Raw genomic sequence first — 25227 nt, forward strand, 5'->3', positions numbered from 1 at the left:
CAACGCCACCCCCTTCCTAACGTAACGTACCGCCGTTACATGGGCTGCCACGACTCGTTCCGGCAGGCAGCTTCTCCCATGACCAACATCCCCCTCGGCCTCACATTTGACGACGTGCTGCTGCAGCCCGCGGCATCCGATCTGGTGCCCAGCCAGGCCGACACGCGCACCCGCGTCACCAGCGGGATCGAACTGAACATCCCCGTGCTCAGCGCTGCGATGGACACGGTGACCGAGGCGAGCATGGCCATCGTCATGGCGCAGATGGGCGGCCTGGGCGTGCTGCACCGCAATCTCTCGATCGAGGAACAATGCGCCGCCGTGCGGCAGGTGAAGCGGTTTGAGAGCGGCATGGTGGTGAACCCCATCACCATCCATCCGGAGGCCACGCTGGCGCAGGCGCAGGCGATCATGGCCGAAAACCGCATTTCCGGTATTCCCGTGGTGGAAAAGGACGGCAAGCTCGCCGGCATCCTCACCAACCGCGACGTACGCTTCGCCGAAAACCCGCAGCAGCGCGTGGCCGAGCTGATGACCAGCGAGAACCTCGCCGTCGTGCCGGCGGGCGTGACGCAGGCCGAGGCCCGCCGCCAGCTCCACCAGCGCCGTATCGAGAAGCTGCTGGTGGTGGACGAAGACTATCGCTGCGTGGGCCTGATCACGGTGAAGGACATCGAAAAGGCGGTGATGAACCCGGAAGCCACCAAGGATTCCGGCGGCCGCCTGCGCGTCGCCGCGGCGACCACCGTAGGCGAAAAGGGCCTGGAACGCACCCGCGCGCTGGTCGAGGCAGGCTGCGACGTGGTGATCGTCGATACCGCGCACGGCCATTCGAAAATGGTGGGCGAGGCGGTGTCCGCCATCAAGGCCATGTCGAACGAAGTCCAGCTGATCGCCGGAAACGTGGCGACGGCGGAGGCCACGCGCGCGCTGATCGATGCAGGCGCGGACGGTGTAAAGGTGGGCATCGGCCCCGGCTCCATCTGCACCACCCGCGTGGTCGCAGGCGTCGGCGTGCCGCAGCTCACCGCCGTTATGCAGTCCGCCGAAGAGGCGCACAAGCACGGCGTGCCGATCATCGCCGACGGCGGCCTGCGCACGTCCGGAGACGTCGCCAAGGCGCTGGCCGCGGGCGCATCCTGCGTCATGGTCGGCTCGCTCCTTGCGGGCACCGAGGAAGCGCCGGGCGAGACGTTCCTGTATCAGGGCCGCAGCTACAAGAGCTATCGCGGCATGGGCTCGGTCGGCGCGATGGCGCGCGGCTCGGCCGACCGCTATTTCCAGCAGGACATAAAGGATCAGATGAAGCTGGTGCCCGAAGGCATCGAGGGTCAGGTGCCGTACAAGGGCAGCGCGCGCGATGTGGTCCACCAGCTCGTCGGCGGCGTGAAGGCGGCCATGGGTTACACCGGCAGCCGCACGATCGAGGATCTGCGGAGCGCGCAGATGGTGCGCATCACCAACGCCGGCCTGCAGGAAAGCCACGTCCACGACGTCGCGATCACGCGCGAAGCCCCGAACTACCCGACGCGGTGAACCGTTTTTCCTTCCCCCTGGATGGGGGAAGGATACGAAGCCTTGCGGGTTCACCCGCTAGGCGCAGTTGGATGAGGGTGGAGCCCAGCAAGGCAACGCCGACGCTGTCTAGGTAGATCGCTCGAATTCGAACGAAATGGCAGCTTCGCGTCAGTGGCGGCTAGTGGTTAGGTTTCAAGTAAAGACCTCATTTGCGAAATTCGCTCAGCAAAAAACGTTTCCTAAAAGCGGACGTTCAAACTCCCTGAGTTTCGGGCAGCCCAAAGTTGGCACGAATATCATGCAGGTAAGAAAACGGGTTGCCGCCTCGACTCTTGCGACCCACCAAATATGAACGCACTCCTACATCAGCGATTGTCAGTAATGCGCCAGCTCCGAGAAGCGCGCCGCCTGTAAGTCCGGTGAAAAAGTTTAACGCTCCGGCGGACGGCACGGATACCGTAAGTGCACGGAAGGCACCTTCCCATACAGTTTGAATAGAGTTGTTATCCAGTTCGCGTTTCAGTGCACGCAATTGCGGTTCCACCTTGTTGTCGTAAGTGGTTTGAGCTTTAGCAAGCAATGCTCGACCATCGCTCTCCTCGCAACATTCGGAAATTTCTGCAGAGAATTCCGACAGCTTCTGAGCCATCTCGATATACTGATCTTTTCGGTTCCGTCGGAATTTAATCAACGATTCAACCGGAACGGATGCATCGACGGTTAATCCCCGCATCGCGAGGCTGACAAGCGCTCCGGTCGCATTCTGTTTGGAATTCTCAATAACGTCGTCGAACAGAAATCGGAACGACAGGCCTTGTGAAGGCTCGCTCGACGTAAGTGGTGATAACTCAACTGCCTTGGCCAACCGAGAGGCCATCGCTGCCATGTAAGCGTCGGCAAATCGACCATCTACAAGCAGCCAATCGCCGTCTTCGTCTCTGTAATGCCTGTCGAACTCCAATGCCCGGCGCAAGGCGTAGGGCAACTTATTTGGGTGCATCCTTGCCATTTTGAAATCGTGTAAAAAGTGGCTGAGTTCAGGAGGGATCTTGTTTCTGTTGATCCAGCTTAAACCGAAGTGAAATACTAAACTCCGAAGTTCAGGGGACATTTTGTCAGATTGAAGTCCCATCATTTCAAACGCGCTATTTAATTCCCAGCTAAAGCCCTCTGATGCATCAATGGCTTCGCCTGCGGGATGATCTTTCTCGCGAAATGCCCTGAGAATCGGTGCATTTCGATTAGAAAGGCTCATTACCTTCTGACCTAAGTCATCGATAACGTCGGGATGCAGATCGCATCTGAGCGGTTTTAGATAGCCCTCGGCTTCACATATTTTAGTATCACTGTTCCGGTAAGGCTGTTCGATTGAGCTCGGCGCAATAGTTTGAATGTCGTCCCAGAATAAAATCGCTGAGCGCAGCCACGCTGGATCATCTATGTCGATGTGAGGAAAGTATAATGCCGATCCAAGCATAAGGAAGCCCCTCTCAAGTAGGCCAACATCACTAAATGTAATTTGCGTGGATGCAATGGCGGGTTTCTAGAGGCGCTTGCTAAATAGCCGACCTTCAGCCTCCCACCAAAGCTCAGCCAGTGATGCGGCTGCCGGTACGCGCCGGTAGCAGACAATTCCTTGCGCACCTTTTGAAAACTAACTTGAGAAGCCATCGCAACTTGATCACAAGTGGTATGACGAAAGCCCAACCGATCCTGCGCCATCGCAGCACTGCGCACGCTCTGGATTGCCGCGTCGCCTTAGGCTCCTCGCAATGACGGTGCGCGGGTTTGCATGGTTGACCACCCCTCAAACCCCTGTCCTACATTCATCGAAATCCGTATATCGGGCGCATGCATTCTGATCTGTCCTCTCGCAGCCGTTTCGCGCGGCCCGCCCTGTTCATCTCCGCTGATCGCAGCCTGAACGAATTTCCGCTCCTGGACAGTGTGAAGTGTGTGAAGCTGGAGCGCGCGGCATGACGCCGGCGGCGCGGGTTCAGTCGGCGATCGAGCTGCTCGATCAGGTGATCGTCGCGGCACGCGATGGCGGGCCGGCGGCGGATGTGATCGCCAAGGGGTTCTTCAAGGCGCGGCGGTACGCGGGGTCCAAGGATCGTCGCGCGGTGCGCGATCTGGCGTGGAATGCGATCCGCCGCTGGGGGGATCGGCCTGCGGACGGCCGCGCGGCGATAGTGGGGCTGGCCGCCGAACAGCCCGATCTCGCGCCGCTGTTCGACGGATCGCCGCACGGCCCCGCGCCGATCGGCCCGGGCGAGAAGCGCGCCGGGGGCCGCACCATCCCCGCCTGGCTGGTCGATCGCTTCGCAGAGCCCGTGCGCGGCGATCTCGATGCGCTGATGGCGCGCGCGCCGCTGGACCTGCGCGCCAACAGCCTGAAGGCGAGCCGCTATGCGCTGCTGGAAGAGCTGCCGGGTGCAGAAGCGCTCGCCCCTGCGCCCAACGCTATGCGGGTGCCCGAAGGCACCGACATCGTGGGCACCGATGCCTATGCGCAAGGCCGCGTCGAGGTGCAGGACCTCGGCAGCCAGCTGATCTGTCAGGCCAGCGGCGCTGCGCCCGGCATGACGGTGCTCGATCTGTGCGCGGGCGCGGGCGGCAAGACACTGGCGCTGGCCGCGATGATGCAGAACGAAGGCCGCCTGATCGCCGCCGATACCGATCGCCGCCGCCTGGGCCAGCTGCCCGAGCGGGCGGAACGGGCGGGCGTGACGATCGCCGAGCCGCTGCTGCTCGATCCGAACTGCGAGGCGGAGGCACTGGCGGAGTTGCGCGGCCAATGCGACCTGGTGATGGTGGACGCGCCCTGCTCGGGCACCGGCACCTGGCGGCGCAATCCGGAGACGCGCTGGCGGCTGACGACCAAGCGGCTGGAAGCGCTCACCAGCTTGCAGGCGCGGCTGCTCGATCTCGCCGCGGACATGGTCGCGCCCGGCGGGCGGCTGGTCTACGCCGTCTGCTCGCTGCTGGATGAGGAAGGCGAGGGGCAGGCCGCGCGCTTCCTGGCCGATCGGCCCGGCTGGCAGTCCGTTCCCTATAGCGGGGCCGGGCGCGCGCACGGGGCTGCGACGCTACTCGATCCCGCGCATGACGGCAGCGACGGGTTTACCTTCGCCATGTTCGGCCCGACATGATAGCATCCCCGCAACCGAACCCGCCCACCGGGCCAAACAGCATCTGGGACACCATCATGCGCTTCTCACCCGCCGCCATCGCCCTCTCGCTCGGCCTTGCCATGGTCTCCAGCGCGGGGCTCACCAAGCCTGAGCTGCCCGAGATCGATCCGCGCGCCATCGCGCTGGGTGAGCAGGCGGCCGCGGCCGGCGCTGCGGGGGACTATGACGGCGCGATCGGGCTGTACGAGACGGCGCTGACGGTCGATCCGGCCTACAAGGCGGCGTTCGTGGGGCTGGCCGATATCGCAAGGGTACAGGGGCTGGATGGCAAGGCGATCCGGCTCTACCGCGAAGCGCTCCAGCGCGATCCGAACGATCAGGCGGCGCTGGCGGGCGAGGGGCAGGCTTTGGCCGATCGCGGCGCGCTGGAGCGGGCGCGCGAGGATCTGGCGCGGCTGCGGCTGCTCTGCCAGGCGGACTGCGGGGCGGCGGACCGCCTGTCGATGGCGATTGAGGATGCTGCGCGCACGCCCGTTCGCTCGGCCGAGGCGGTGACGCCCGCGACGACGGTGGAAGAGGCGCAGCGCCGGGCCGAAGAGCAGCCCTGAGCGTGCCCGGTCAGAAATCGTAGACCAGGCTGGCGCGGCTCAGCGTGTTGAGGTCGACCGCGCCGACAGGCGGCTGGGTCTGATAGTCGAGCGTATAGGAGAAGCGCGCCTTCAGCGGCCCCAGGATGCTGGTGTCCAGCGCGGTGGTGGACGCAAAGGTGCTGTTTTGCGCGGCCACGAAGGTCTCGGCATGCTGGGTGAGCGTCACGCCCGTGGCGATGCGCCAGCGCCCGTCCAGCGCGGCAAGGCCGGTAAGCACCCGCTCGTTCGGTGCGGTGCGATAGTCGGTATAGCGATAGGCCGGGCCGCCCTTCAGCGCGATGCGCAGGCCGGGATCGTCCACGACCGTCCAGCCGAGGCCGCCGGAAATGGCGAAGCGCTGCGCGATGCCCTGCACCCGGTCCCGGTCATACTGGGCTTGGCCGAAGGCGAAGGCGTTGTCTTCGAACCGGAACTGACTCTCCAGCGCCGCGGTGATCCGCTCCCGCGTCACCACATCGTTGCTCTTCTGATAGTCGATCTGGCTGCGAAAAGCGTGCGTCCAGTCCGCGCCAAGCCGCTTCAGCTGCAGGCCGGCGTTGAGGCCCAGATCGTTGCTGCCGCCGGTGGAGCGGCTGAAGCCGAGCTGGCCCTGTCCCTCCCAGCGCTCCAGAAAGGTGGCGTTCTTAAGGTCCGCGATCTTGCGTTCGGCAACCTTGTCCTTCCAGCCGTGCACCAGCGCATCGATCTCGGCCGCCTCATCGGGCCGCGCCCGCTTGGCGTACTTCGCGACCGTATCGACCTCGCCCGCATTGCCGCTGTCGATTGCAGCCTCGAGCATGCCGCGCAGTGGCTCGCTGATCTGCGCCGCCGCAGGGCCTGCCAGCAGCAGCGCGGCCGGAATGGCGGCGGCAAGGATGGTCGTCTTGAGCATGATCGGTACGAGGTGGCCGGGTCAGATGAGCGGGCCGAACTCTTCCACGATGTCGCGATAGAGCTTTCGTTTGAACGGCACGATCAGCTGCGGCAGCTCTTCGGGATCGGCCCAGCGCCAGGCGCGAAACTCGGCGTGGCGGGTGGTAATGTCGATGTCTTCATCCTCGCCCTCGAAGCGCATAAGGAACCAGCGCTGTCGCTGTCCGCAATATTTGCCGCCCCAAATCTTGCCGAGAAGCTCGGGCGGCAGATCGTAGAACAGCTCTTCTTTAGAACTGGCGACGATGGTAACCTTGTCGGCCGGGACGCCCGTTTCCTCCTCAAGCTCACGCAATGCGGCGGCTTCGGCGTCCTCGCCTTTGTCGATCCCCCCCTGCGGCATCTGCCAGGCATCGCTGTCCGGGTTGTCGATCCGTTGGCCGACGAACACCTTGCCCGCCTTGTTGGCGAGCATGATGCCGGCGCAGGGCCGATAGGGAAGGGTGGTGGTCTCGCTCATTACTTGGCTCCAACCTCTTCGAGCGTTTCGTTCATGAGCACGAACATCTGATCGATGTCCTGCTGACTGGAAGGGATCATCTTGCGGATGCAGATGAAGCCGTGGATGTTGCCGTCCGCCGTCATCTCGCGAACCGACACGCGGGAATCGCGCAGCTTGGCGGCATAGGCCTTGCCCTGATCGCGCAGCGGATCGAGCCCGGCGGTGACGACCACCGTCGGCGGGGTGCCGGCAAGATCCTGATGCAGCACGTCATTACGCTCGTTTCCAGCCTCTGCGGCATAGTGCTTGCCGAACCACTCCATCGTCTCGGCGGTCAGCAGGAATCCTTCTGAGCATTCGCGGAAGCTTTCATATTCGCCCTGCGAATCGACCACTGGATAGATCGGGAACTGGGCCACAACCGGCACATCCGCGGGCTCCTTCTGAAGCGCGCGGGCGGTGACGATGGCAAGGTTGCCACCGGCGCTATCACCGCACGGCACCAGGCCGGTCGGCGTGAACGGCAGCGCGACCGGGTTCGAAGCGACCCAGCGCGCGGCTGCCTCGCAATCATCGGGCGCGGCGGGGAAGGGGTGCTCCGGCGCCAAGCGATAATCGACGGCCACCACCGGCAGATCGAGCGCTTTGGCAAGCGAGGTGCAAAAGGGATGGTGCGTATCGAGATTGCCGATAACGAAGCCACCGCCATGAAGGAACAGGATCACCGGGCTGTCGCCGCGATCTGCGCGGGCATCGTAATAGCGCAGCGGGATACGCCCGGCCGGGCCATCGCAATGCATATCGGTGATGACGGCGAGATCGACCGGCTCCAGATCGCCGAGCGGCGTCATCATGTTGAACGCCATGCGGGCCTCTGCGGGCGTGCCCTCATGAGCAGCTTTTCCGCCCATCTGCTCGAGCATCTCGAGGAATTTGCGCACATCGTCGCGGACATGGAGATCGGCCATGGAGCATCCTTCACTTTCGGTATGGGCCTTCACTGGCGGGGCATCGCTGCGCTGTCAAAATCAAATCGGCGAACCGATGGCTTGCCGGGGCACAGATTTTCTAATTTGCGCGATAGGGCTGCCTGTCCTACTTCGGCCCCCTACACGGAATAACGATATTGAATGAAAGGCCGCTCATGGCGACGGCAGTGGAAAAGACAAAACCGGCAGCGACGGCGGAACGCGTCGTCGTTCGCTTCGCGGGCGATAGCGGCGACGGTATGCAATTGACGGGCGGGCAGTTCACGCTGTCTTCCGCCATGGCCGGCAACGACTTTGCGACTTTCCCGGATTTCCCCGCCGAGATCCGCGCGCCGCAGGGCACGCTCTTCGGTGTTTCCGCCTTCCAGATCAATTTCGGATCGGCGGCCATCGAGACGGCGGGCGATCGTCCGGACGTATTGGTCGCCATGAACCCGGCCGCGCTCAAGACCAATGTCGGCAGCTTGCGCGAAGGCGGCCTGATCATCGCCGACACCGGCGAGTTCGGGAAGCGCAATCTCGACAAAGCGAAATATGAGGCGAACCCGCTCGAGGACGACAGCCTTGCGCCTTACGATGTTCTTGCGTTCGATATCAGCGCGCTGACGCTGGAAGCGGTGAAGCCCTTCGGGCTCGGCAATAAAGAGGCACTGCGCTGCAAGAATATGTGGACGCTGGGCCTGGCGCTCTGGATGTTCGACCGGGACCGCAAGCCGATCGTCGACTGGCTGAACGCCAAGTTCGCGAAGAAGCCCGACATCGCGGAGGCGAATATTGCCGCGCTCAACGCCGGCCATGCTTATGGCGAAACGGCGGAGATCAGCGGTCCGCTGAAGCAGCATCATGTCGATCCTGCGCCCGCCGAGCCCGGTCTTTATCGGACCGTCAACGGCGCGGAAGCGGTGGCACTTGGCTTGGTTGCGGGCGCGCAACTCGCCAGCCTGCCGATGTTCTTCGGCGGCTATCCGATCACTCCGGCCTCCGCGGTTCTTCACCACCTCTCGCGCCTCAAGGAATATGGCGTCACCACCTTCCAGGCCGAAGACGAGATCGCGGCGATCTGTTCGGCGATCGGCGCGAGCTATGCCGGGCAGCTGGGCGTTACCAGTTCGTCGGGCCCCGGCATCGCGCTGAAGGGCGAGGCGATGGGCTTGGCCATCATGACCGAGCTGCCGCTCGTCATCGTGAACTCACAGCGCGGCGGCCCGTCCACGGGTCTGCCGACGAAGACCGAGCAGTCCGATCTCTATCAGGCCGTGTTCGGCCGTAACGGCGATGCGCCGATGCCCGTCATCGCCGCGCGTTCGCCCGCTGATCTGTTCGATTGCGCGATCGAGTCGGTGCGGATCGCGGTGGAATATATGACGCCGGTGATGCTCCTGACCGATGGCTATATCGCCAATGCAGCAGAGCCCTGGAAAGTGCCGGATATGGACGGATATTCGCCGTTCGAGGTGAAGTTCCTGGAAGAGGCGCCCGAAGACGGTTTCCAGCCTTATGCGCGCGACGAGAAACTGGCGCGCCCTTGGGTCAAACCCGGAACGGCCGGGCTGATGCACCGCATTGGCGGCATCGAGAAGGCGGCCGGCAGCGGCCATATCGATTACAGCCCGGAAAACCATGCGCAGATGACGGCGATCCGCGCCGCCAAGGTGAACGGCGTCGCCGGTTCGATTCCCGATCAGGAAGTCACGCTGGGCGAGGCGGGCGGCAAGCTCGCCATCGTCGGCTGGGGCTCCACCTTCGGGCCGATCCATCAGGCGGTGCGCCGCATGCGCCGCGATGGCCATGACGTGTCCCACATCCATATGCGCTATATCTGGCCGATGCCCGCCAATCTGGGCGATCTCTTGCGCAGTTACGACAAGGTGATCGTGCCGGAGATGAACACCGGCCAGCTGAAGACGCTACTGCGCGATCAATATCTGATCGATGCGGAACCGCTCAACAAGGTAACCGGCCAGCCCTTTACGATCGCCGAGATCGAGATGGCGATCGAGGATGCGCTCTGATGCCAGGCCCATGGCCCGAAGACGATCCGAAGCCCAAACCCGTATTGCCGCTGCTCTTGATGCTGGCGGTGGTGATCTTCCTGCTGTGGAAGATCTATTACTCCTGAACGAGATATTTCCATGAACGAGATGACTTCGATCACGACCACGCTGAAGGACTGGGAGACCGACCAGGAGGTGCGCTGGTGCCCGGGGTGCGGCGATTATGCGATCCTGAAGGCCGTGCAGCGCACCATGCCGCAGATCGGCGCCGACCCAGCCAAGACCGTGTTCGTTTCCGGCATCGGCTGTTCGAGCCGCTTTCCCTATTATATGGAAACCTACGGCTTCCACACGATCCACGGGCGCGCGCCTGCGGTTGCGACGGGCGTGAAGCTGGCCAATCCGGAGCTCGACGTCTGGATCATCACTGGCGACGGGGATGGCCTGTCGATCGGCGGCAATCACATGATGCACCTGCTGCGCCGCAATCTCGATTGCCAGATCATGCTGTTCAACAACGAGATTTACGGCCTGACCAAGGGCCAATATTCGCCGACCAGCCGTGAAGGCACGACCACGCCGTCGACGCCTTTCGGATCGGTCGACCATCCCGCCGAACCGTGCAGCTTCGCGCTGGGTTCGGGCGCGCGGTTTATCGCGCGCGGTTATGATGTGTCGAAGGATTTGCCAGAGGTTCTGAAGGCCGCGCACCGGCATAAGGGCGCGGCGTTCATCGAGATTTTCCAGAATTGCATCGTCTACAACAAGGACGTGTTCGCGGACTTCACCGAAAAGAAGAATGCGGCAACCGGCCAGCTCTGGCTGACCGATGGCGAGCCGATGCTGTTCGACAAGGGGACCAAGGGCCTGAAGCTGAACGAGCAGTCGTTGAAGCTGGAAGTGGTCGATGTGATCGACGGGGACTGGCAGGCCGCCGGCGTGCGCGTGCACGACGTGACCAACCGCATGATGGCGCAGATGCTGGTCGAAATGCCCTTCGGCCCGTTCCCCAAGGCGCTGGGCGTGCTGTATGATGATCCGCGCGAAACCTTCGAAAGCGCGGTGGTCGAGCAGATCGAGGAGGCGAGCAAGGGCAAGACGCCCGATCTGCAGCGGCTGGTCAGCAAGGGCCAGACCTGGACGGTGACGGACCCCGGCCCCGACCTGTAAGGTCGGGCGCCTTCCGTGGATAATTTTACCCATTCGTTGACCGGTTGGGCGCTTGGGCAGGCCGGCCTCAAGCGCAGGACCGGCCTGGGCCTCGCGGCCCTGATCGTCAGCGCCAACCTGCCCGATATCGATATCCTATCGCAGCCGCTGTTTGGGTTGCCCTACATCCAGTATCATCGCGGCTTCACCCACGGCATCGGCGGCTATCTACTGTTGCCATTTCTCCTTGCGCTACTGCTCTGGCAGCTCGACCGATGGCAGAGCGGGCGCGGAGACTGGGATGTCGATGCGCGCTGGTGGCAGCAATGGGATCGTCGGCCACTTGGGCGCGATACGGTGCGCTTCGGCTGGCTCGTCGCACTCTGCTATATTGGCGGGATCAGCCATCCGCTGCTCGATTTCATGAACACCTACGGCATCCAGCTGCTCGCGCCGTTCGGCGATCGCTGGTTTCATGGCGACACGCTGTTCATCATCGATGTCTGGATATGGTCGATCCTCGGCTTTTCCATCTGGCTCTCGCGCAAGTGGGAGCGGGCGAGGCGACCCGAATGGCGCCGCCCCGCGTTGATTGGGCTTATCGCCGTTATTGCTTATGCCAGCTTCAACGGAGCGCTGTCTTTAAAGGCGGAGCGGGCCACGAAGACCCTGGCCGAGGGCCTCTATAATGTGGAGCCCGATTTCGTGATGGCACAGGAAGAGCCCGTGAAATTTTGGCGCCGGGAAATCATCTGGCGTCGTGGCACTACACTCGGCCGGGCATCCTATGATGCATGGTCCAATCGCATGCAGGCGGTGGGCCGGCTAATCGATACGCATATGGACGATCCTGCGGTGGCCCGTGCCGCCCGGCAGGATGATCGGTTGGCAGCCTTGCTCTATTGGTCGCTCGTCCCGGTCGCGACGATCAAGCGCAGCGGGAACCGCATATTGGTAACGGTGAACGATGCGCGTTTTGCAGGCGAACGCTCCGGTGGGCAGTTCAGCCGCACGGTCGAAATTCCGGCCGAATAAGTCCTGGCCGCGGCTCACTTCGTGCAAAAACTTGGACTTTTTCAAAAACTTGGAACGACGTCTAGGTGCACCCGTTCATCGGGCAGCAATTAATGGAAACCGGAGAAAACCACCCATGACCCGCACCATCGCCTATGCGCTTTCGCTGTCTGCCGCGGTCACCCTGGCCGCTTGTTCAGATGCGGAGCCGGAGCCCACCGAAGGAATTCTCGACGACGGCACCACCCCGGCGATGACCGAAGAAGCGGTCGTTACGCCGGTTGCGGTAGAGCTTAATCCCACCCAGCAAGCTGCACGCGATAAGGTCGACATGGCTGCGCTGGAAAAGGAAACCTCGCAATATATGAAGGAAGATCAGGACCGCATGGCCGCTTCCGGCAACAGCGGTTCGGGCAACACCATGAGCGGCGGTTCGATGAACAATTCGAGCGACAAAATGGCAGGTGGCTCATCTAATAGCGGCTCCAATATGAGCGGTTCTTCGAACAGCGGTTCGAATATGAGCGGCAGCAATATGGGCAGCTATAATGCCAGCAGCAATTTCTCCGATCTCGATCGTAACGACGACGGCAAGCTCTCTGTCGCCGAATATGCGGTTTGGGCAGTTGGTGCCGATCCGCGCTCGAAAAAGGCCAGCGCGAACGATCAGAACCGGCCCTATGTCGATGCCGATGCGTTGAATTCCGCTGCCGATGGTTTCTATTATTATGATCAGAACGGCGACACCTATTTGCAGGAGAACGAGTTCCAGTCCGCCAAGGCAGGATCGGTCGGTTCCGCAGCCGCCCCCAATGGCTGATCGAAACCACGATATGAAATGACAGGAGGCGGCGCTGCTATCGGCGTCGCCTTTTTCTGTACGGGAGACTGCCATGTCCGATCCGGTAATTCTCTGGCTGCGCCGCGATTTGCGCCTATCCGATCAGCCTGCGCTCCGTGCCGCGGCGAAGGCGGGGCCGGTGATTCCTGTCTATGTGCTCGATGACGAACGCGCGGGCGATCATGCCATGGGCGGGGCAAGCCGCTGGTGGTTGCATCATAGCCTTGCTTCGCTGGACGCGGACTTGCGCGACAAGGGCAGCCGGTTGATCCTGAGGCAGGGCGACTGCGTTTCCGCGCTCACTGCGATTGCTGCGCAGCATGGCGCACGGCAGATTCACGCGCTGCGCCATTACGAACCATGGTGGCTAGAGGCGGAGAGCGAGCTGGAAGCGCAGCTTGATGACGATTGCGAGCTGTGCCTGCATGACGGCAACTATTTGAAACCGCCGGGCAGCGTCACCACCAATTCAGGCGGCCCGTACAAGATCTACACCCCATTCTGGAAGGCGCTGCGGGAGGAAATGCCGCCCAAGGACGCCATTCGTGCGCCGCAGTCGATCGATGCGCCGAATGAATGGCCGGACAGCGATGATCTGAATGACTGGAAGCTTCTGCCGACCAGTCCGGACTGGGCGTCCGACTTCCAGGACATGTGGACGCCGGGGGAGGCTGCCGGCCGAACGCGCGTGAACAGCTTTCGCGACCAGTCCGCAGATTATGACGACCGCCGCAATTTGCCCTCCGAAGACGGCAGCTCTCGGCTTAGCCCGCACCTTCATTTTGGCGAGGTTTCGCCAAGCTATGTCTGGCACCGTATTCAGGACGCCGACGGCGATGCAACCGTGTACCTGAAGGAACTTGCTTGGCGGGACTATGCGCAGAATGTGATCATGCAGTTCCCCGATTATGGCCGTGAGGGCTATCGTAACCGTTTTGACGAACTGGAATGGCGCGATTTCCGCTCCTCAACGGTCCGCGACGAGTTTGACCGCTGGTGCCATGGACGCACTGGTTATCCGATCGTCGATGCCGGGATGCGGCAGCTGTGGAAACATGGATGGCTACACAACCGGGTGCGGATGATTTGCGCCAGCTTCCTGATTAAGCATCTGCTGATCGACTGGCGCGAGGGGGAGAAATGGTACTGGGACTGTCTGGTCGATGCCGATTACGGCAATAACGCGGTCAACTGGCAGTGGATCGCAGGTACCGGCGTAGACAGTAATATGTTCCCGCGCATCATGGCCCCGCTTACGCAATCCGAGAAATTCGACGCCGCGTCCTATATCCGCGATTACGTGCCCGAGCTTTCCGATGTGCCCGACGATGCGATCCATGATCCCGAAGAGGCAGGCTGCAGGCCGAAGGATTATCCGCAGAAGATCATCGGTCATAAAGAGGCCCGCGAACGAGCCCTGGCAGCTTATGAGAAGATCAAAAACTAGGCCGATTTGACCGGCCGGTGTGTCAGCGCTAACAATCGCAGCGTCAATTCAACGGAGCAGGTCCAGTGAACAAACGCTTCTGATCATCCGAAGCTTTTCGCCCCATGCGGGCATAAAACCGGCAAGCGCCCACGCGCTCGTCCGGTGTTCACAGGACCATTTTCCATGCAAAGATTGAAGGGCAAGATCTGTCTCGTAACCGGTGCCGCGCGCGGTATTGGAGAAGCCATTGCGCGCGCTTTCCATGATGAGGGCGCGCGCGTCATCGTGACCGATATCGATGAGGGCGCGGCGCGATCGCTTGCCGCCAAGCTCGATACGGAGTCCTTTCGCCTCGACGTAGCGGAGGAGGCCGATTGGGATGCGATCGCGCAGGTGCTGCCGGTGCTCGACGTGCTGGTGAACAATGCCGGGATCACCGGGTTCGAAGCCGGCCCTGCCGCGCACGATCCCGAGCATGCCACCCTTGCCGACTGGCGGGCGGTGCATGCCGTCAACAGCGACGGCACGTTCCTCGGTTGCCGCTATGCAATCCGCGCCATGCGCGCAGCCGGGGCAGGGTCGATCATCAACATTTCCTCGCGCTCCGGCCTGGTCGGCATTCCGGGCGCCGCGGCCTATGCCGCGTCCAAGGCGGCGGTTCGCAATCATACGAAGTCGGTGGCACTCTATTGTGCGCAGCAAAAGCTAGCGATCCGCTGCAACTCGATCCATCCGGCAGCTATTCTCACACCGATGTGGGAGCCGATGCTTGGCGACGGGCCCGAGCGCGAGGAGCGAATGGCCGCGCTCGTCGCCGATACGCCGTTGAAGCGCTTTGGCAGGCCGGAAGAGGTTGCCGCGCTAGCGGTGATGCTGGCCTCGGACGAGGCGGCCTATATGACGGGCGCGGAGCTGACCCTCGACGGCGGGCTGCTGGCGGGCTCCGCAGCGGCGCCCGGATAACGCTCGGCTGATTGCCATCCTGCGCGGCTTGCGGCATGGGCGATGGGATGAATGCTCCGGCGTCCAACAGGGCCAGGCACTTGACCCGGCAGCGTATCGCGCTCGGCGGCGGGGTGCTGTCGCGCCTTCTCGCGCCAAGCATGCACCGGGTGCTGGACCGGCTCGACATTGGCCTTGCCGAGGGTGGGATCGAGGCGACCTTGCCGGACGGCGAATTTCGCATTCTCGGCTGCCGTAAGCCCGGCCCGGTGGCGCAAGTGGATCTGGCAGATTGGCGCGCGCTGCTGCATCTGATCGCGGGCGGATCGGCTGGCTGGTATCGGGCCTGGGATCTCGGCCAATGGTCGAGCCCCGATCCAGTGGTGCTGTTCGATCTGTTCATGCGCAACCGGGTGCCGCTCGGTCAATCAGCGCGCTCGCGCGGGCCGTGGCGGTTGCTTGGCAAGCTGCGCCACTGGCTGCGCGACAACAGTCCGGCGAAGGCGCGCAGGAACATCGAATATCACTATGATCTCGGCAATGATTTCTACGAGCTGTGGCTCGACGATACGATGAGCTATTCGAGCGCATTGTTCGCCGATGCCCGTGCCGAGGGCGATGGCGAACCTCTGGAAAGCGCGCAGCGGCGCAAGATCGACGCGCTGCTTGATCGGCTGGCGTTGGAGGATGGATCACGCCTGTTGGAGATCGGCTGCGGCTGGGGCGGGCTCGCAGCGCGGGCCTGTGAACGGTTCGCGGTCGATTATCGCGGCATCACGCTTTCGGTCGAGCAACAACGCGCGGCCGAGGAGCGCACCGCGACATGTCCCGAGGCATCAAAACTAGCCTTCACGCTCACCGATTATCGCGATGTGCTGAAAGAAGAGGGCGCAGCCAGCTTCGATGCCATCGCCAGTGTGGAGATGGTGGAAGCGGTGGGGCAGAAATACTGGCCCGCTTATCTGGATAGTATCGCGGCAAATCTGAAGCCCGGTGGCCGCGCCGGTCTTCAGTATATCCGCATCGCCGACGATATCTTCGAATCCTACGCATCCAGCGCGGATTTTATCCAGACCTATATTTTCCCCGGCGGCATGCTGCTGTCCGAAAGCCGCTTCCGCGCACTGGCCGATGAACGCGGGCTCGCATGGGTCGATCAGCACGATATGGGGCTGGACTATGCGCGCACTCTGAAACTGTGGCGCGAACGGTTCGATGCTGCGGTGGAAGCGGGCCAGTTGCCGCTAGGCTTCGACGATCGATTCGTGCGGCTGTGGCGCTACTATCTGATGTATTGCGAAGGTGGATTCCGCGGCGGCGGGATCGATGTCGCGCAGGTCACGCTCATCAAGGAACGGCCATGAAACGATTTCTTCCCCTCGCCATGGCGCTTGCTGCGGCCGCCTGTTCGCCCGCGCCGGTTCCGGCACCGACCAAAGCTGCCGCAGAGACGACGCAGATGTCGCCGGACGAACTGGTCGAACTGCGCAAGGCAAGCGCACAGGTCTTGTTCTGGGACCAGGATACCCGTTCCGCCAATTTCCGGCGCATGGACGCTTTGTTCCCTGGCACCACCGCCGAGGCATCGCCGAGCCCGCGCGCACTGCCCAAGGGCGCGCCGTTGCCGTTCGACGAGGCGGCGATCGATGCGTTCATGAAGGATCAGAACGTCGCCGGGCTGATGATGATCCAGGACGGCAAGGTGCGCTTGGAGCGCTACGGCCTGGGCATGACGCCGGACGATCGCTGGACAAGCTTTTCGGTCGCCAAGAGCTTTACGTCCACACTGGTGGGCGCGGCGATCGCGGACGGCAAGATCGGTTCGCTGTCCGATCCCGTCACGCGCTACATCCCGGAGCTGAAGGGCAGCGGTTATGACGGCGTCACCGTCGAACAGCTCCTGACGATGACGTCGGGCGTGACGTGGAATGAGGACTATACCGATCCTACCAGCGACGTGGTGCGCCTGTTCAGCGATCCGGTGCCCGCAGGCGTCGATCCGACGGTCGCTTATATGCGTCAGCTCAAGCGCGCATATGCGCCGGGGCAGAAGTGGGAATATAAAACCGGCGAAACGAACCTGATCGGCGTGCTCGTGCGGCGCGCGACCGGTGAGCGGCTGAGCGATTACGCAAAGCGCAAGATCGTCGATCCGGCGGGCTTTGCCGGAGACCTGTTCTGGCAGATCGATACCGGCGGCGGCAATACCGGCGGATGCTGCATCATGCTGCGCTTGTCCGACTATGCGCGCATGGGCCTCTTTGCGCTGGAGGGCGGCAAGGGGCAGGTGCCTGCTGACTGGTTTGCCAAGGCCGGGACGAGTCATGCCGATATCGGCGTACCGGGCTTCGGTTATGGCTATCAGTGGTGGACCTATCCGGGCGGTGCTTATGGCGCGCAAGGCATATTCGGGCAGGGCATAACGATCATGCCCAAGCAGCGCATCGTGTTCGCGGTGGTCTCCAACTGGCCGGTCGCCTCCTCGCGCAAGCTCACGACCGAGCGGCTGCAGTTTTTCCAGAAGCTCGCCGAAGCCGCGCAATAGCGCCTTCGCCCCCGGAAGGAGTTTCCACCATGCATCTTAAGCTGATCTTCGCGTCACTGCTACTCGCCGGGCAGTCCGTGGCCGTTTCGGCCCAGTCGGAAGCCGCTGTTTCAGACACAGCGGCGCCTGCGCAGACGGTTCTGTTCGTCGGCAACAGCTTCACCTACGGCGCGCTGTCGCCGGTCTGGCATTATCGCGCTGACACGGTGACCGATCTGAACGGGGAGGGCGTTGGCGGGGTACCCGCGCTGTTCAAGCTGTTCACCGAAGAATTGGGCCTGAATTACGACGTCTATCTGGAAACTTCGCCGGGCAAGTCGCTCGAGTGGCACTGGCAGAACAAGGCACCGCTGCTGGACCGGGCGTGGGACCATGTGACGCTGCAGGATTACAGCACGCTCAATCCGGACAAGCCGGCCGATCCGGCGAACCTCATCACCTATTCCAAGAAGTTCGGTGCGATGTTCGAGGCGCGCAACCCGAAGGTCGATATCGGGCTGACGTCCACCTGGTCGCGTCCCGATCTTACCTATCGTCCGGGCAAGCCATGGACGGGGCGCTCAATCTACCAGATGGCGCTGGACGTGCGCCGTGGCTACGACGCAGCCAAAGCTGCGAACAAGGCGGTGGATCGCGTGAATCCGGTGGGCGAGGCGTTCAACTGCGCGATCGCGGCGGGTGTGGCCGATGCCAACCCCTATGACGGCACTTCCTTCGGTCAGATCGATCTGTGGACGTTCGATCATTATCACGGCAGCGCCTATGGCTATTATCTGGAGGCGCTGGTGCTGCTCGGTTCGATCACCGGCAAAGACCCACGCCTGCTCGGCGGCGAGGAAGAAGCCGCAAGCGAGCTCGGCCTGTCACCCGAAGTTGCCGTGAAGCTACAGGCCATCGCAGCGCGAACGCTGAACGGCTCGCCGTGCGACGCGCCGTTCGAGCAGCCGAGCTGAAGCGCTTTCCCGCTCAGCCCTCGGCCATCAGCATGAAGCTGCCGGACACGCCGTCCGCCTGAGCCGACGGGGCGATCCAGATACGGAACAGCCCCGGTTCCACCGTGGGGCCCAGCTGCTGTCCGACGAAATCCAGATCGGCGCGGCTGAGCTCGAAATTCACCGTCTTGCTCTCGCCCGGAGCCAGCTTCACCTTCTTGAACGCCTTCAGCTCGCGCACCGGCTGCGTGATGCTGGCCGCGGCATCGTGGATGTAGAGCTGGACCACCTCTTCGGCAGCGCGCTTGCCGCTGTTGGTGACGGTCGCCTCCATGGCGATCTTGCCATTCCAAGACATCCGGTCGGAACCCAGTTTCAGGTTCGAATAAGCGATATCACCGTAGGTGAGGCCGTGCCCGAAGGGGAATAGCGCCTTGTTGGGATATTTCCGGTAATGCGCCTTATAGGGCTGCAGCTCGCCTTCCGGATTGGGTCTGCCGGTGGTCTTGTGCGCATAATAATAAGGTTCCTGACCGGTCGCGAACGGAAAGCTGACCGGCAGGCGCGCCGAGGGGCTTTCATCCCCGAACAGGATATCGGCGGTGGCGGGGCCGCTCTCGCTTCCCAGGAACCAGGTGACCAGGATCGCGCGCGCATCGCGCACCGGCCCGTCGAGCACCATGGCGCGGCCGTTCTTCAGGATCACCACCACCGGCTTGCCGGTCGCCGCCACCGCATCGGCCAGTGCCAGCTGCGCATCGGGCACAGTGATGCTGACGCGCGATTGCGCCTCGCCCGACATGTTCGTGCTCTCACCAATGGCGAGGAGCACGACATCGGCGGCACTGGCTGCGGCGACGGCGGCAGGGATGCCGCCTTCGATCGGCTCGTCGACCTTGCAACCCTCGGTGACGCTTACCATCGACGAATCGTTCACCGCCGCGCGCACGCCGGTGGCGAGATCGACCGCATCGGCATCGGTGCCATAGACGTTCCACGGGCCGACGAGGTCATGTTGGCCGCTGGCGAAAGGCCCGATGATCGCAATGCGCTGCCCGCTTTTGGGTAGCGGCAGCAGGTCGCCATCATTCTTCAGCATGACGATCGAGCGCCTTCCGGCCTCGCGAGCCAGCGAAAGCATCTCTTTGGTACGAATGCGCGTTGTTTCGCGGCGCGGATCGATGCGGCGATAGGGATCGTCGAACAAACCGAGCTTGTGCTTCACCGCGAGCACGCGCCGCACGGATTCGTCTACCATCGCCATCGGAACCTCGCCTTCCTCGACCAGCGAGGGGAGGTGATCGATATAGAAACTGCTCTGCATGCTCATGTCGCAGCCCGCGAGGAAGGCCAGCTTCGTGGCATCGCGTGCATCGGCGGCAAAGCCGTGGGCGATCAGCTCTTCGTCGCCGGTATAGTCGGACACGACGAAGCCGGGGAACTTCCATTCGCCGCGCAGCACATCGGTGAGCAGCCAGTGATTGGCGGTGGCCGGCACGCCGGACAGTTCGTTGAACGAAGCCATCACGCTCAGCGCCCCGGCATCGAACGCGGCCTCGAACGGCGGGAAATAGACATCGCCCAGCGTGCGTTCGGATATGTCGACCGTGTTGTAATCGAGCCCCGCTTCGGCCGCGCCGTAAGCGGCGAAATGCTTGGCGCAAGCCAGGAGATTGCGATCGCCGGTCAGGTCGTCGCCCTGGAAACCGCGTACGCGGGCCGCGGCCATCAGCTCGCCCAGCAGCACATCCTCGCCGGACCCTTCGACGCCGCGGCCCCAGCGCGCGTCGCGTGCGATGTCGACCATCGGCGCAAAGGTCCAGTCGATGCCCGCGGCGGAGGCCTCGATCGCCGCCGCGCGCGCAGTGCGCCGCGCAAGCTCCGGCTCGAAGCTGGCGGATTCGCCAAGCGGCACTGGAAAGACGGTTCGGAAGCCGTGGATGACATCGGATGCGAAGATCAGCGGGATCTTGAGCCGTGAGCCCTCCATCACCGCCTTTTGCATCTGGCGCGCCATTTCCGCACCATTCCCGTTGAAGACGCCGGTTAGGCGGCCGGCCCGCGCCTGTTCGAGCTGCGCCTCGAAATTGCTGCTGGCGCCTGCCGGGTTCAGCGTGGTCGCCGCGCCGCCGGACCAGGCCGCGGCGAGCAGCGTGAGCTGACCCGCTTTCTCCTCCAGCGTCATCTGCCCGATCAGCCGCTCGATCGAGGCAGGAAGGGTAAGTGAGGGACCCGCCGACTGCGTCAGCGCACGCACGGGGCTTGCCAGCCAGGCCGTTGTTGCAGCCGCGCCCATCATCAACGCGCGCCGCGAAATCTGCAGATCGTTCATCCCGTCATATCCTCCCGTGAGTGCGTCCGTCGCTAGCAGCTAGCCTGGCGCAGCGCATCTATTGATCATGCGCGGCATTTGATGTAACCGGTTACATGAAGTCAAGAGAGACTCGGCAGCAGAGGCCGGGCCGCCGGACAAAATGGTTCGGCACAGGAGAGGTGAAGGGGCGATGTCCAGTCCGACGATCCGCGATGTTGCGCGCGAGGCTGCCGTTTCGGTCGCCTCCGTTTCGCGTGTGATCAACGGACACAGCAACGTCCGTCCCGAAATGCGTGCGAAGGTGGAAGCGGCAGCGCTCGCTTTGGGCTTCACGCCCCATGCCGGTGCTCGCAATCTCAGCCTGTCGCGAACCGGCAGTATCGGCGTGGTTCTTCCGGACTTGCATGGTGAGTTCTTTTCGGAACTCGTGCGCGGAATGGACGGTGCGGCATCGACGCGCGATTTTCAGCTGCTGCTGTCCAACGTCCATTCCGAACCGAGCCCGGCGGTCGCAGCGCTGCGCACCATGCGTGGGCGCGTCGATGGTCTGGTCGTCATGGCACCGCATATCGACCCGGAACTGCTGTTTGCGCAGCTGCCGTCATCGCTGCCAGTGCTTCTCCTGAACTGCGGCACAGACGAGCATGACCATGCCGAGCTGCGCATCGACAATCACGCCGGCGCGGTGGCGATGACGGAACATCTGATCGCGACCGGCCGCCGCCGCATCGCGCATCTCGCAGGCCCGCAGGACAACAGCGAAGCGCGTGAGCGACGCCGCGGTTATGAAGATGTGATGCGCGCCCATGATCTGGAGCCGCACGTCATGGCCGGCGACTTTCTGGAGACTTCGGGCACGCGCGCCGCCGAGCAGATTTTGGCGACCGAGCAGCGGCCCGATGCGCTGTTCGCGGCCAATGACGGCATGGCGATCGGCGCGCTGGTGGCTCTGCGGCGCGGCGGCCTGGCAGTGCCCGGCGATATCGCCGTGACCGGCTTTGACGATATTCCGCTGACGCGGCTCGTGTCGCCATCGGTCACCACCATGAGTGTCGACATCGCCGCGCTCGGCGCGCGCGCGATCGAACGGCTCTGCGCCATCATCGATGGCGGCGAGGATCAGCGCGTGGAGATGGCATCGCCCCGGCTTGTCATACGCGAAACGTGCTCAGGAGCGCCCGGCCCCGCTCCGTCAAACACCCAACATGGCCGGAACAGGGAAAAGTGAGCAAAATGACCAGCCTGACAAAAGCCACGCCTGCGCTGCGCGGTCGGATAACCCGTCTTGCAGCGCTTCTGGCCACCGCATCGGCCACCATCGCGATCGCGGCGCCAGCCTATGCGCAGGAGACTGCCTCGCTGCGCGGCACGATCACATCTACGCCGGATAATCCGCCGGTACAGGTAACGGCGGTCGACGTGAATACCGGCTATCGACGCACATCGGAGATTGATGCCAATGGCGGCTATAATTTCGCGTCGCTGCGTCCGGCCTTTTATCAGCTGGAAATCACGCTCGCCAACGGCACGCGCAAGACCGATACGTTTCAGCTTACCGTTGCCCAGAATGCCGGTCTCGACATCGATCTGACGACGGCTGCCACAGCAACGACGGAGCCCGTCCGCCCGCTCGACGGAGCGCCTACCGCTGAAGTTTCGGCTACTCAGGACGCCGCCACCGGCGGCAATGAGATCGTGGTGACGGCCAATCGTATCGTTTCGCTTCAGGGCGGTGAGGTCGGCACCGATATCAGCCAGCGGCTGATCGAGCAGTTGCCGCAGAACAACCGTAACTTCCTTGCTTTCGCGGACCTCGCACCGGGTGTGCAGTTCATCGAAGGTGCCACCTCCGGCCAATCGCGCATTCAGGGCGGGGCGCAGGACAGCCGCACGGTCAACGTCTTCATCGACGGTGTGAGCCAGAAGGATTTCGTCCTCAAAAACGGTATCACCGGCCAAGACAGCTCGGAAGGCAACCCGTTCCCGCAGCTCGCGGTCGGCGAATATCGCGTCATCAGCTCCAACTATCAGGCCGAATTCGATCAGGTCAGTTCCGTCGCGATCACCGCGGTGACAAAATCGGGCACCAACGAGTTCCACGGCGAAGGCTTTTTCGATTACACCGACCAGAATTTGCGTCAGAAATTTCCCACGGAAATTTTCAACAAACAGGACAAGGTCAAGACCAAGACGATGCAGTTCGGCGGCGCGCTGGGCGGACCCATCGTCAAGGATCTGATGCATTTCTTCGTCAGCTACGAAGGCAAGCGTATTCAGCGTCCGATCGACGTGTTCCCTGGCGGCGGCATCCAGCCTTCGGCACTGCCGCAGCAATATCAGGACGGTTTCGGCCTGTTCAATTCGGAGTTCAACGAGAACCTGTATTTCGGCAAGATCGATTTGGTCCCGACCAATAACGACCTGTTCGAGGTGACCGCAAAATATCGCGACGAAACCGGCCGTAGCGGCGGCGGCGGCGTTGCGGTTCAGGAAACGCAGACGCTCACCGAAGTGGACGAGCTGCGCCTGCTCGGTCGCTGGCAACATACGGCGGACAACTGGATCAACGATCTGCGCGTCAGCTATGCGGACGTTTCCTGGTCACCGCAGCCGCAGAACTTTGAAATCGGGCAGGTTTTTCGCGCAACCATTCAGGGCACTTCGGCCACCGGAGCCACCACGTTCAACCAGTTCGATCTGCTGCGTATCGGCGGCGGCACGAACTTTCAGGACAAGGGGCAGAAGGGCACCACGGTTCAGAACGATTTCACCTATACCGGCCTCGACAGTCACACGTTCAAGGTGGGGTTCAAGACGGCCTGGGTGACGTTGAACACGCTGCAGCAGAACTTCTTCAACCCGCTTTATACCTATGACGTCAATCTGTTCAGCCAGACCGGCTTCAACGATCAGATCCCTTACCGCGTTCAGTTCGGTGCGGCGTCAGGGCCGGGCAATTCGGTCGTGGAATCGGACAACTTCCAGCTAGGTGTCTATGCTCAGGACGAATGGCAGGTAACGTCCCGCCTCACGCTATTCCTCGGCCTGCGCTGGGATTATGAGCGGACGCCGGCGTTCCTGGATTTCGTGACGCCGCAGGAAAATATCAATGCCGTGTCGGCAGCGAATTATCCGAACCTTCAGAACGCCAATTACGATATCAACGATTATATTACCGATGGCACGCAGCGCAAAGCGTTCACGGGTGCATTCCAGCCACGCCTGGGCTTCGACTGGCAGTTCGACGACGCCGGACGCTTCACGCTGTTCGGCGGCTATGGTCGATCTTATGATCGCAACCAGTTCGATTTCCTTCAGCAGGAAATCAGCGTCGGCTCATTCCAGGTGCGCACGTTCAACTTTCAGGGCAACAATTCCATCCCGAACGCGAACTGCAACCCCAGCCCCACCTGTATCCCCTTCAAACCGATCTACCTGACGCCGGAAGGTCGTCAGCAGCTTGCCAACAGCTCGCCGGGGGGTGGCCGCGAACTGCGTTTCATCAATAATGATCTGAAGGTGCCGTATGCCGATCAGTTCAGTCTGGGCGTACGCGGGCGCTTCCAGGGCTTCAATCTGGAAGTCGGTTACAACCATGTCGAGAGCAAGGACGGCTTTGCCTATCTGCTCGGCAACCGGCGTACGGACGGTTCGTTCTTCTTCGACAACCCAGCCAGCACGACCGATACGCCATCTTCCCCCTTCGGCTTCACACCTCCTGGCTATGGTTCGATCCTGCTTGGCACCAATGGTCTGGAGACCACGTCGGACTCCGGCTATGTGAAGTTCACCAAGCGCTACACGCTGGTCTCCCCGTGGAGCCTGGACGCGACCTACACCTATACCGATGCGACCGAAAACCGGGCGTTCGGCGAGACCTTCTCGCTCGATTATCCGTCGATTGCGGATTATCCGGTGCTTCGTTCGTCCGGCGTGCCTCGGCATCGCATCGTCATGGCGGGCAGTGTGGACGTGCCGATCGGCGTGACGCTGTCGGGCAAGTTCACCTATCAGTCGCCCGTATACCTCAAGGGCTTCTTCTCAACGGCCGTGCCGTTCGAGCGGGATATCGTTGGGATCGAGGCCGAGCCGAACGGCGATCGCTGGGGCCGCCGCCAGTTCGATTTCGCGGTGACCAAATATATCAGCCTGCCCTTCCTCTATGATGGGGCAAAAGTCCGCCTGCGCGCGGACGTGATCAATGCTTTCAACGATCGCAATTACAGCAGCTTCAACGGCAGCGCGACGGACAATACCCGCACGCCCAACTCGCCCACCATCTTCGGTGAGCGCGTCGGCTATGGCGTCAGCAGCCCGCCGCGTACGTTGAAGCTGTCGGCTGGTTTCAGCTTCTGATCGCATCGAAGGGCCGGGCGGTTTCATACCGCCCGGCCCCTGTTTTTTTGAGTAAACGAGGTTCTT

The 25227-nt window shown here is 62.5% G+C and carries 19 protein-coding genes; 14 read left to right on the forward strand and 5 right to left on the reverse strand.

What is annotated here, in order from left to right; translation table 11 throughout:
- The first annotated feature begins 78 nt into the window (after positions 1-78).
- On the forward strand, positions 79-1536 hold the full coding sequence (gene guaB, locus H7X45_RS02010) for an IMP dehydrogenase (protein ID WP_187335905.1): 1458 nt from the start codon (positions 79-81) through the stop codon (positions 1534-1536).
- Positions 1537-1771: 235 nt separating this feature from the next.
- Here guaB and H7X45_RS02015 read toward each other — a convergent pair whose 3' ends face one another.
- Positions 1772-2995, reverse strand: a complete 1224-nt coding sequence (locus H7X45_RS02015) for a hypothetical protein (RefSeq protein WP_187335906.1) — start codon at positions 2993-2995, stop codon at positions 1772-1774.
- A gap of 499 nt (positions 2996-3494) precedes the next feature.
- On the opposite strand from H7X45_RS02015, the gene H7X45_RS02020 reads away from it, so the two are divergent.
- Both H7X45_RS02020 and H7X45_RS02025 read left to right on the forward strand, forming a co-directional pair.
- A complete protein-coding gene (locus H7X45_RS02020; RefSeq protein WP_187335907.1) occupies positions 3495-4670 on the forward strand; it encodes an RsmB/NOP family class I SAM-dependent RNA methyltransferase in 1176 nt (391 codons plus the stop codon).
- 56 nt (positions 4671-4726) lie between these two features.
- Positions 4727-5260, forward strand: a complete 534-nt coding sequence (locus tag H7X45_RS02025) for a tetratricopeptide repeat protein (RefSeq protein ID WP_187335908.1) — start codon at positions 4727-4729, stop codon at positions 5258-5260.
- Positions 5261-5270: 10 nt separating this feature from the next.
- Here the strand turns inward: H7X45_RS02025 and H7X45_RS02030 are convergent, their stop codons facing one another.
- From H7X45_RS02030 to H7X45_RS02040, 3 genes are read right to left on the reverse strand one after another with little or no spacing between them, the layout of a single operon-like run.
- The gene (locus H7X45_RS02030; RefSeq protein WP_187335909.1) at positions 5271-6173 is read right to left on the reverse strand and encodes a DUF481 domain-containing protein; all 903 of its coding nucleotides are present in this window, start codon (positions 6171-6173) and stop codon (positions 5271-5273) included.
- 21 nt (positions 6174-6194) lie between these two features.
- Complete coding sequence (locus H7X45_RS02035; protein ID WP_187335910.1) at positions 6195-6674, reverse strand: RNA pyrophosphohydrolase; 480 nt, start codon at positions 6672-6674, stop codon at positions 6195-6197.
- A complete protein-coding gene (locus H7X45_RS02040; RefSeq protein WP_187335911.1) occupies positions 6674-7624 on the reverse strand; it encodes an alpha/beta hydrolase in 951 nt (316 codons plus the stop codon). Before H7X45_RS02040 ends, H7X45_RS02035 begins: the two co-directional genes overlap by 1 nt.
- A 176-nt stretch (positions 7625-7800) precedes the next feature.
- Here H7X45_RS02040 and H7X45_RS02045 point away from each other — a divergent pair, with 176 nt between their 5' ends.
- The 9 genes from H7X45_RS02045 (at position 7801) to H7X45_RS02085 (ending at position 18512) form a co-directional block, all read left to right on the forward strand.
- Positions 7801-9657, forward strand: coding sequence for a 2-oxoacid:acceptor oxidoreductase subunit alpha (locus tag H7X45_RS02045; protein ID WP_187335912.1), 1857 nt, complete (start codon positions 7801-7803; stop codon positions 9655-9657).
- Positions 9658-9777: 120 nt separating this feature from the next.
- Positions 9778-10809 (forward strand): 2-oxoacid:ferredoxin oxidoreductase subunit beta, encoded by a 1032-nt coding sequence (locus H7X45_RS02050; RefSeq protein WP_187335913.1) that lies wholly within the window; start codon positions 9778-9780, stop codon positions 10807-10809.
- 15 nt (positions 10810-10824) lie between these two features.
- A complete protein-coding gene (locus H7X45_RS02055; protein ID WP_187335914.1) occupies positions 10825-11823 on the forward strand; it encodes a metal-dependent hydrolase in 999 nt (332 codons plus the stop codon).
- 115 nt (positions 11824-11938) lie between these two features.
- A complete protein-coding gene (locus tag H7X45_RS02060; RefSeq protein ID WP_187335915.1) occupies positions 11939-12622 on the forward strand; it encodes a hypothetical protein in 684 nt (227 codons plus the stop codon).
- Between the two features lie 73 nt (positions 12623-12695).
- Positions 12696-14090, forward strand: a complete 1395-nt coding sequence (locus H7X45_RS02065; RefSeq protein WP_187335916.1) for a cryptochrome/photolyase family protein — start codon at positions 12696-12698, stop codon at positions 14088-14090.
- A gap of 165 nt (positions 14091-14255) precedes the next feature.
- Positions 14256-15035, forward strand: a complete 780-nt coding sequence (locus tag H7X45_RS02070; protein ID WP_187335917.1) for an SDR family oxidoreductase — start codon at positions 14256-14258, stop codon at positions 15033-15035.
- A gap of 47 nt (positions 15036-15082) precedes the next feature.
- Positions 15083-16378, forward strand: a complete 1296-nt coding sequence (locus H7X45_RS02075) for an SAM-dependent methyltransferase (RefSeq protein ID WP_187336937.1) — start codon at positions 15083-15085, stop codon at positions 16376-16378.
- The gene (locus H7X45_RS02080) at positions 16375-17559 is read left to right on the forward strand and encodes a serine hydrolase domain-containing protein (protein WP_187335918.1); all 1185 of its coding nucleotides are present in this window, start codon (positions 16375-16377) and stop codon (positions 17557-17559) included. The genes H7X45_RS02075 and H7X45_RS02080 overlap by 4 nt, the downstream gene beginning before the upstream one ends.
- A gap of 29 nt (positions 17560-17588) precedes the next feature.
- Positions 17589-18512 carry an SGNH/GDSL hydrolase family protein gene (locus H7X45_RS02085; protein WP_187335919.1) on the forward strand — a complete coding sequence of 308 codons (924 nt, stop codon included), beginning with the start codon at positions 17589-17591 and terminating at the stop codon, positions 18510-18512.
- Between the two features lie 13 nt (positions 18513-18525).
- Here the strand turns inward: H7X45_RS02085 and H7X45_RS02090 are convergent, their stop codons facing one another.
- Positions 18526-20823: a glycoside hydrolase family 3 N-terminal domain-containing protein gene (locus tag H7X45_RS02090; protein WP_187335920.1), complete on the reverse strand. Its 2298-nt coding sequence runs from the start codon at positions 20821-20823 to the stop codon at positions 18526-18528.
- Between the two features lie 172 nt (positions 20824-20995).
- Here H7X45_RS02090 and H7X45_RS02095 point away from each other — a divergent pair, with 172 nt between their 5' ends.
- Positions 20996-22033 carry a LacI family DNA-binding transcriptional regulator gene (locus H7X45_RS02095; protein ID WP_187335921.1) on the forward strand — a complete coding sequence of 346 codons (1038 nt, stop codon included), beginning with the start codon at positions 20996-20998 and terminating at the stop codon, positions 22031-22033.
- Between the two features lie 5 nt (positions 22034-22038).
- The gene (locus tag H7X45_RS02100; RefSeq protein WP_187335922.1) at positions 22039-25161 is read left to right on the forward strand and encodes a TonB-dependent receptor; all 3123 of its coding nucleotides are present in this window, start codon (positions 22039-22041) and stop codon (positions 25159-25161) included.
- The last annotated feature ends 66 nt before the right edge of the window (positions 25162-25227 follow it).

It is taken from the genome of Novosphingopyxis iocasae, assembly GCF_014334095.1.
GTDB classification, from domain to species: Bacteria; Pseudomonadota; Alphaproteobacteria; order Sphingomonadales; family Sphingomonadaceae; genus Novosphingopyxis; species Novosphingopyxis iocasae.

What these genes read in the sequence shown, in the direction of transcription:
- H7X45_RS02060 (WP_187335915.1), top strand. Translation starts at nt 11,939, where the DNA reads ATGACCCGCACCATCGCCTATGCGCTTTCGCTGTCTGCCGCGGTCACC.
- H7X45_RS02075 (WP_187336937.1), top strand. Translation starts at nt 15,083, where the DNA reads ATGAATGCTCCGGCGTCCAACAGGGCCAGGCACTTGACCCGGCAGCGT.
- H7X45_RS02050 (WP_187335913.1), top strand. Translation starts at nt 9,778, where the DNA reads ATGAACGAGATGACTTCGATCACGACCACGCTGAAGGACTGGGAGACC.
- H7X45_RS02035 (WP_187335910.1), bottom strand. Translation starts at nt 6,674, where the DNA reads ATGAGCGAGACCACCACCCTTCCCTATCGGCCCTGCGCCGGCATCATG.
- H7X45_RS02015 (WP_187335906.1), bottom strand. Translation starts at nt 2,995, where the DNA reads ATGCTTGGATCGGCATTATACTTTCCTCACATCGACATAGATGATCCA.
- H7X45_RS02030 (WP_187335909.1), bottom strand. Translation starts at nt 6,173, where the DNA reads ATGCTCAAGACGACCATCCTTGCCGCCGCCATTCCGGCCGCGCTGCTG.
- guaB (WP_187335905.1), top strand. Translation starts at nt 79, where the DNA reads ATGACCAACATCCCCCTCGGCCTCACATTTGACGACGTGCTGCTGCAG.
- H7X45_RS02020 (WP_187335907.1), top strand. Translation starts at nt 3,495, where the DNA reads ATGACGCCGGCGGCGCGGGTTCAGTCGGCGATCGAGCTGCTCGATCAG.
- H7X45_RS02025 (WP_187335908.1), top strand. Translation starts at nt 4,727, where the DNA reads ATGCGCTTCTCACCCGCCGCCATCGCCCTCTCGCTCGGCCTTGCCATG.
- H7X45_RS02090 (WP_187335920.1), bottom strand. Translation starts at nt 20,823, where the DNA reads ATGAACGATCTGCAGATTTCGCGGCGCGCGTTGATGATGGGCGCGGCT.
- H7X45_RS02080 (WP_187335918.1), top strand. Translation starts at nt 16,375, where the DNA reads ATGAAACGATTTCTTCCCCTCGCCATGGCGCTTGCTGCGGCCGCCTGT.
- H7X45_RS02100 (WP_187335922.1), top strand. Translation starts at nt 22,039, where the DNA reads ATGACCAGCCTGACAAAAGCCACGCCTGCGCTGCGCGGTCGGATAACC.
- H7X45_RS02095 (WP_187335921.1), top strand. Translation starts at nt 20,996, where the DNA reads ATGTCCAGTCCGACGATCCGCGATGTTGCGCGCGAGGCTGCCGTTTCG.
- H7X45_RS02045 (WP_187335912.1), top strand. Translation starts at nt 7,801, where the DNA reads ATGGCGACGGCAGTGGAAAAGACAAAACCGGCAGCGACGGCGGAACGC.
- H7X45_RS02040 (WP_187335911.1), bottom strand. Translation starts at nt 7,624, where the DNA reads ATGGCCGATCTCCATGTCCGCGACGATGTGCGCAAATTCCTCGAGATG.
- H7X45_RS02085 (WP_187335919.1), top strand. Translation starts at nt 17,589, where the DNA reads ATGCATCTTAAGCTGATCTTCGCGTCACTGCTACTCGCCGGGCAGTCC.
- H7X45_RS02065 (WP_187335916.1), top strand. Translation starts at nt 12,696, where the DNA reads ATGTCCGATCCGGTAATTCTCTGGCTGCGCCGCGATTTGCGCCTATCC.
- H7X45_RS02070 (WP_187335917.1), top strand. Translation starts at nt 14,256, where the DNA reads ATGCAAAGATTGAAGGGCAAGATCTGTCTCGTAACCGGTGCCGCGCGC.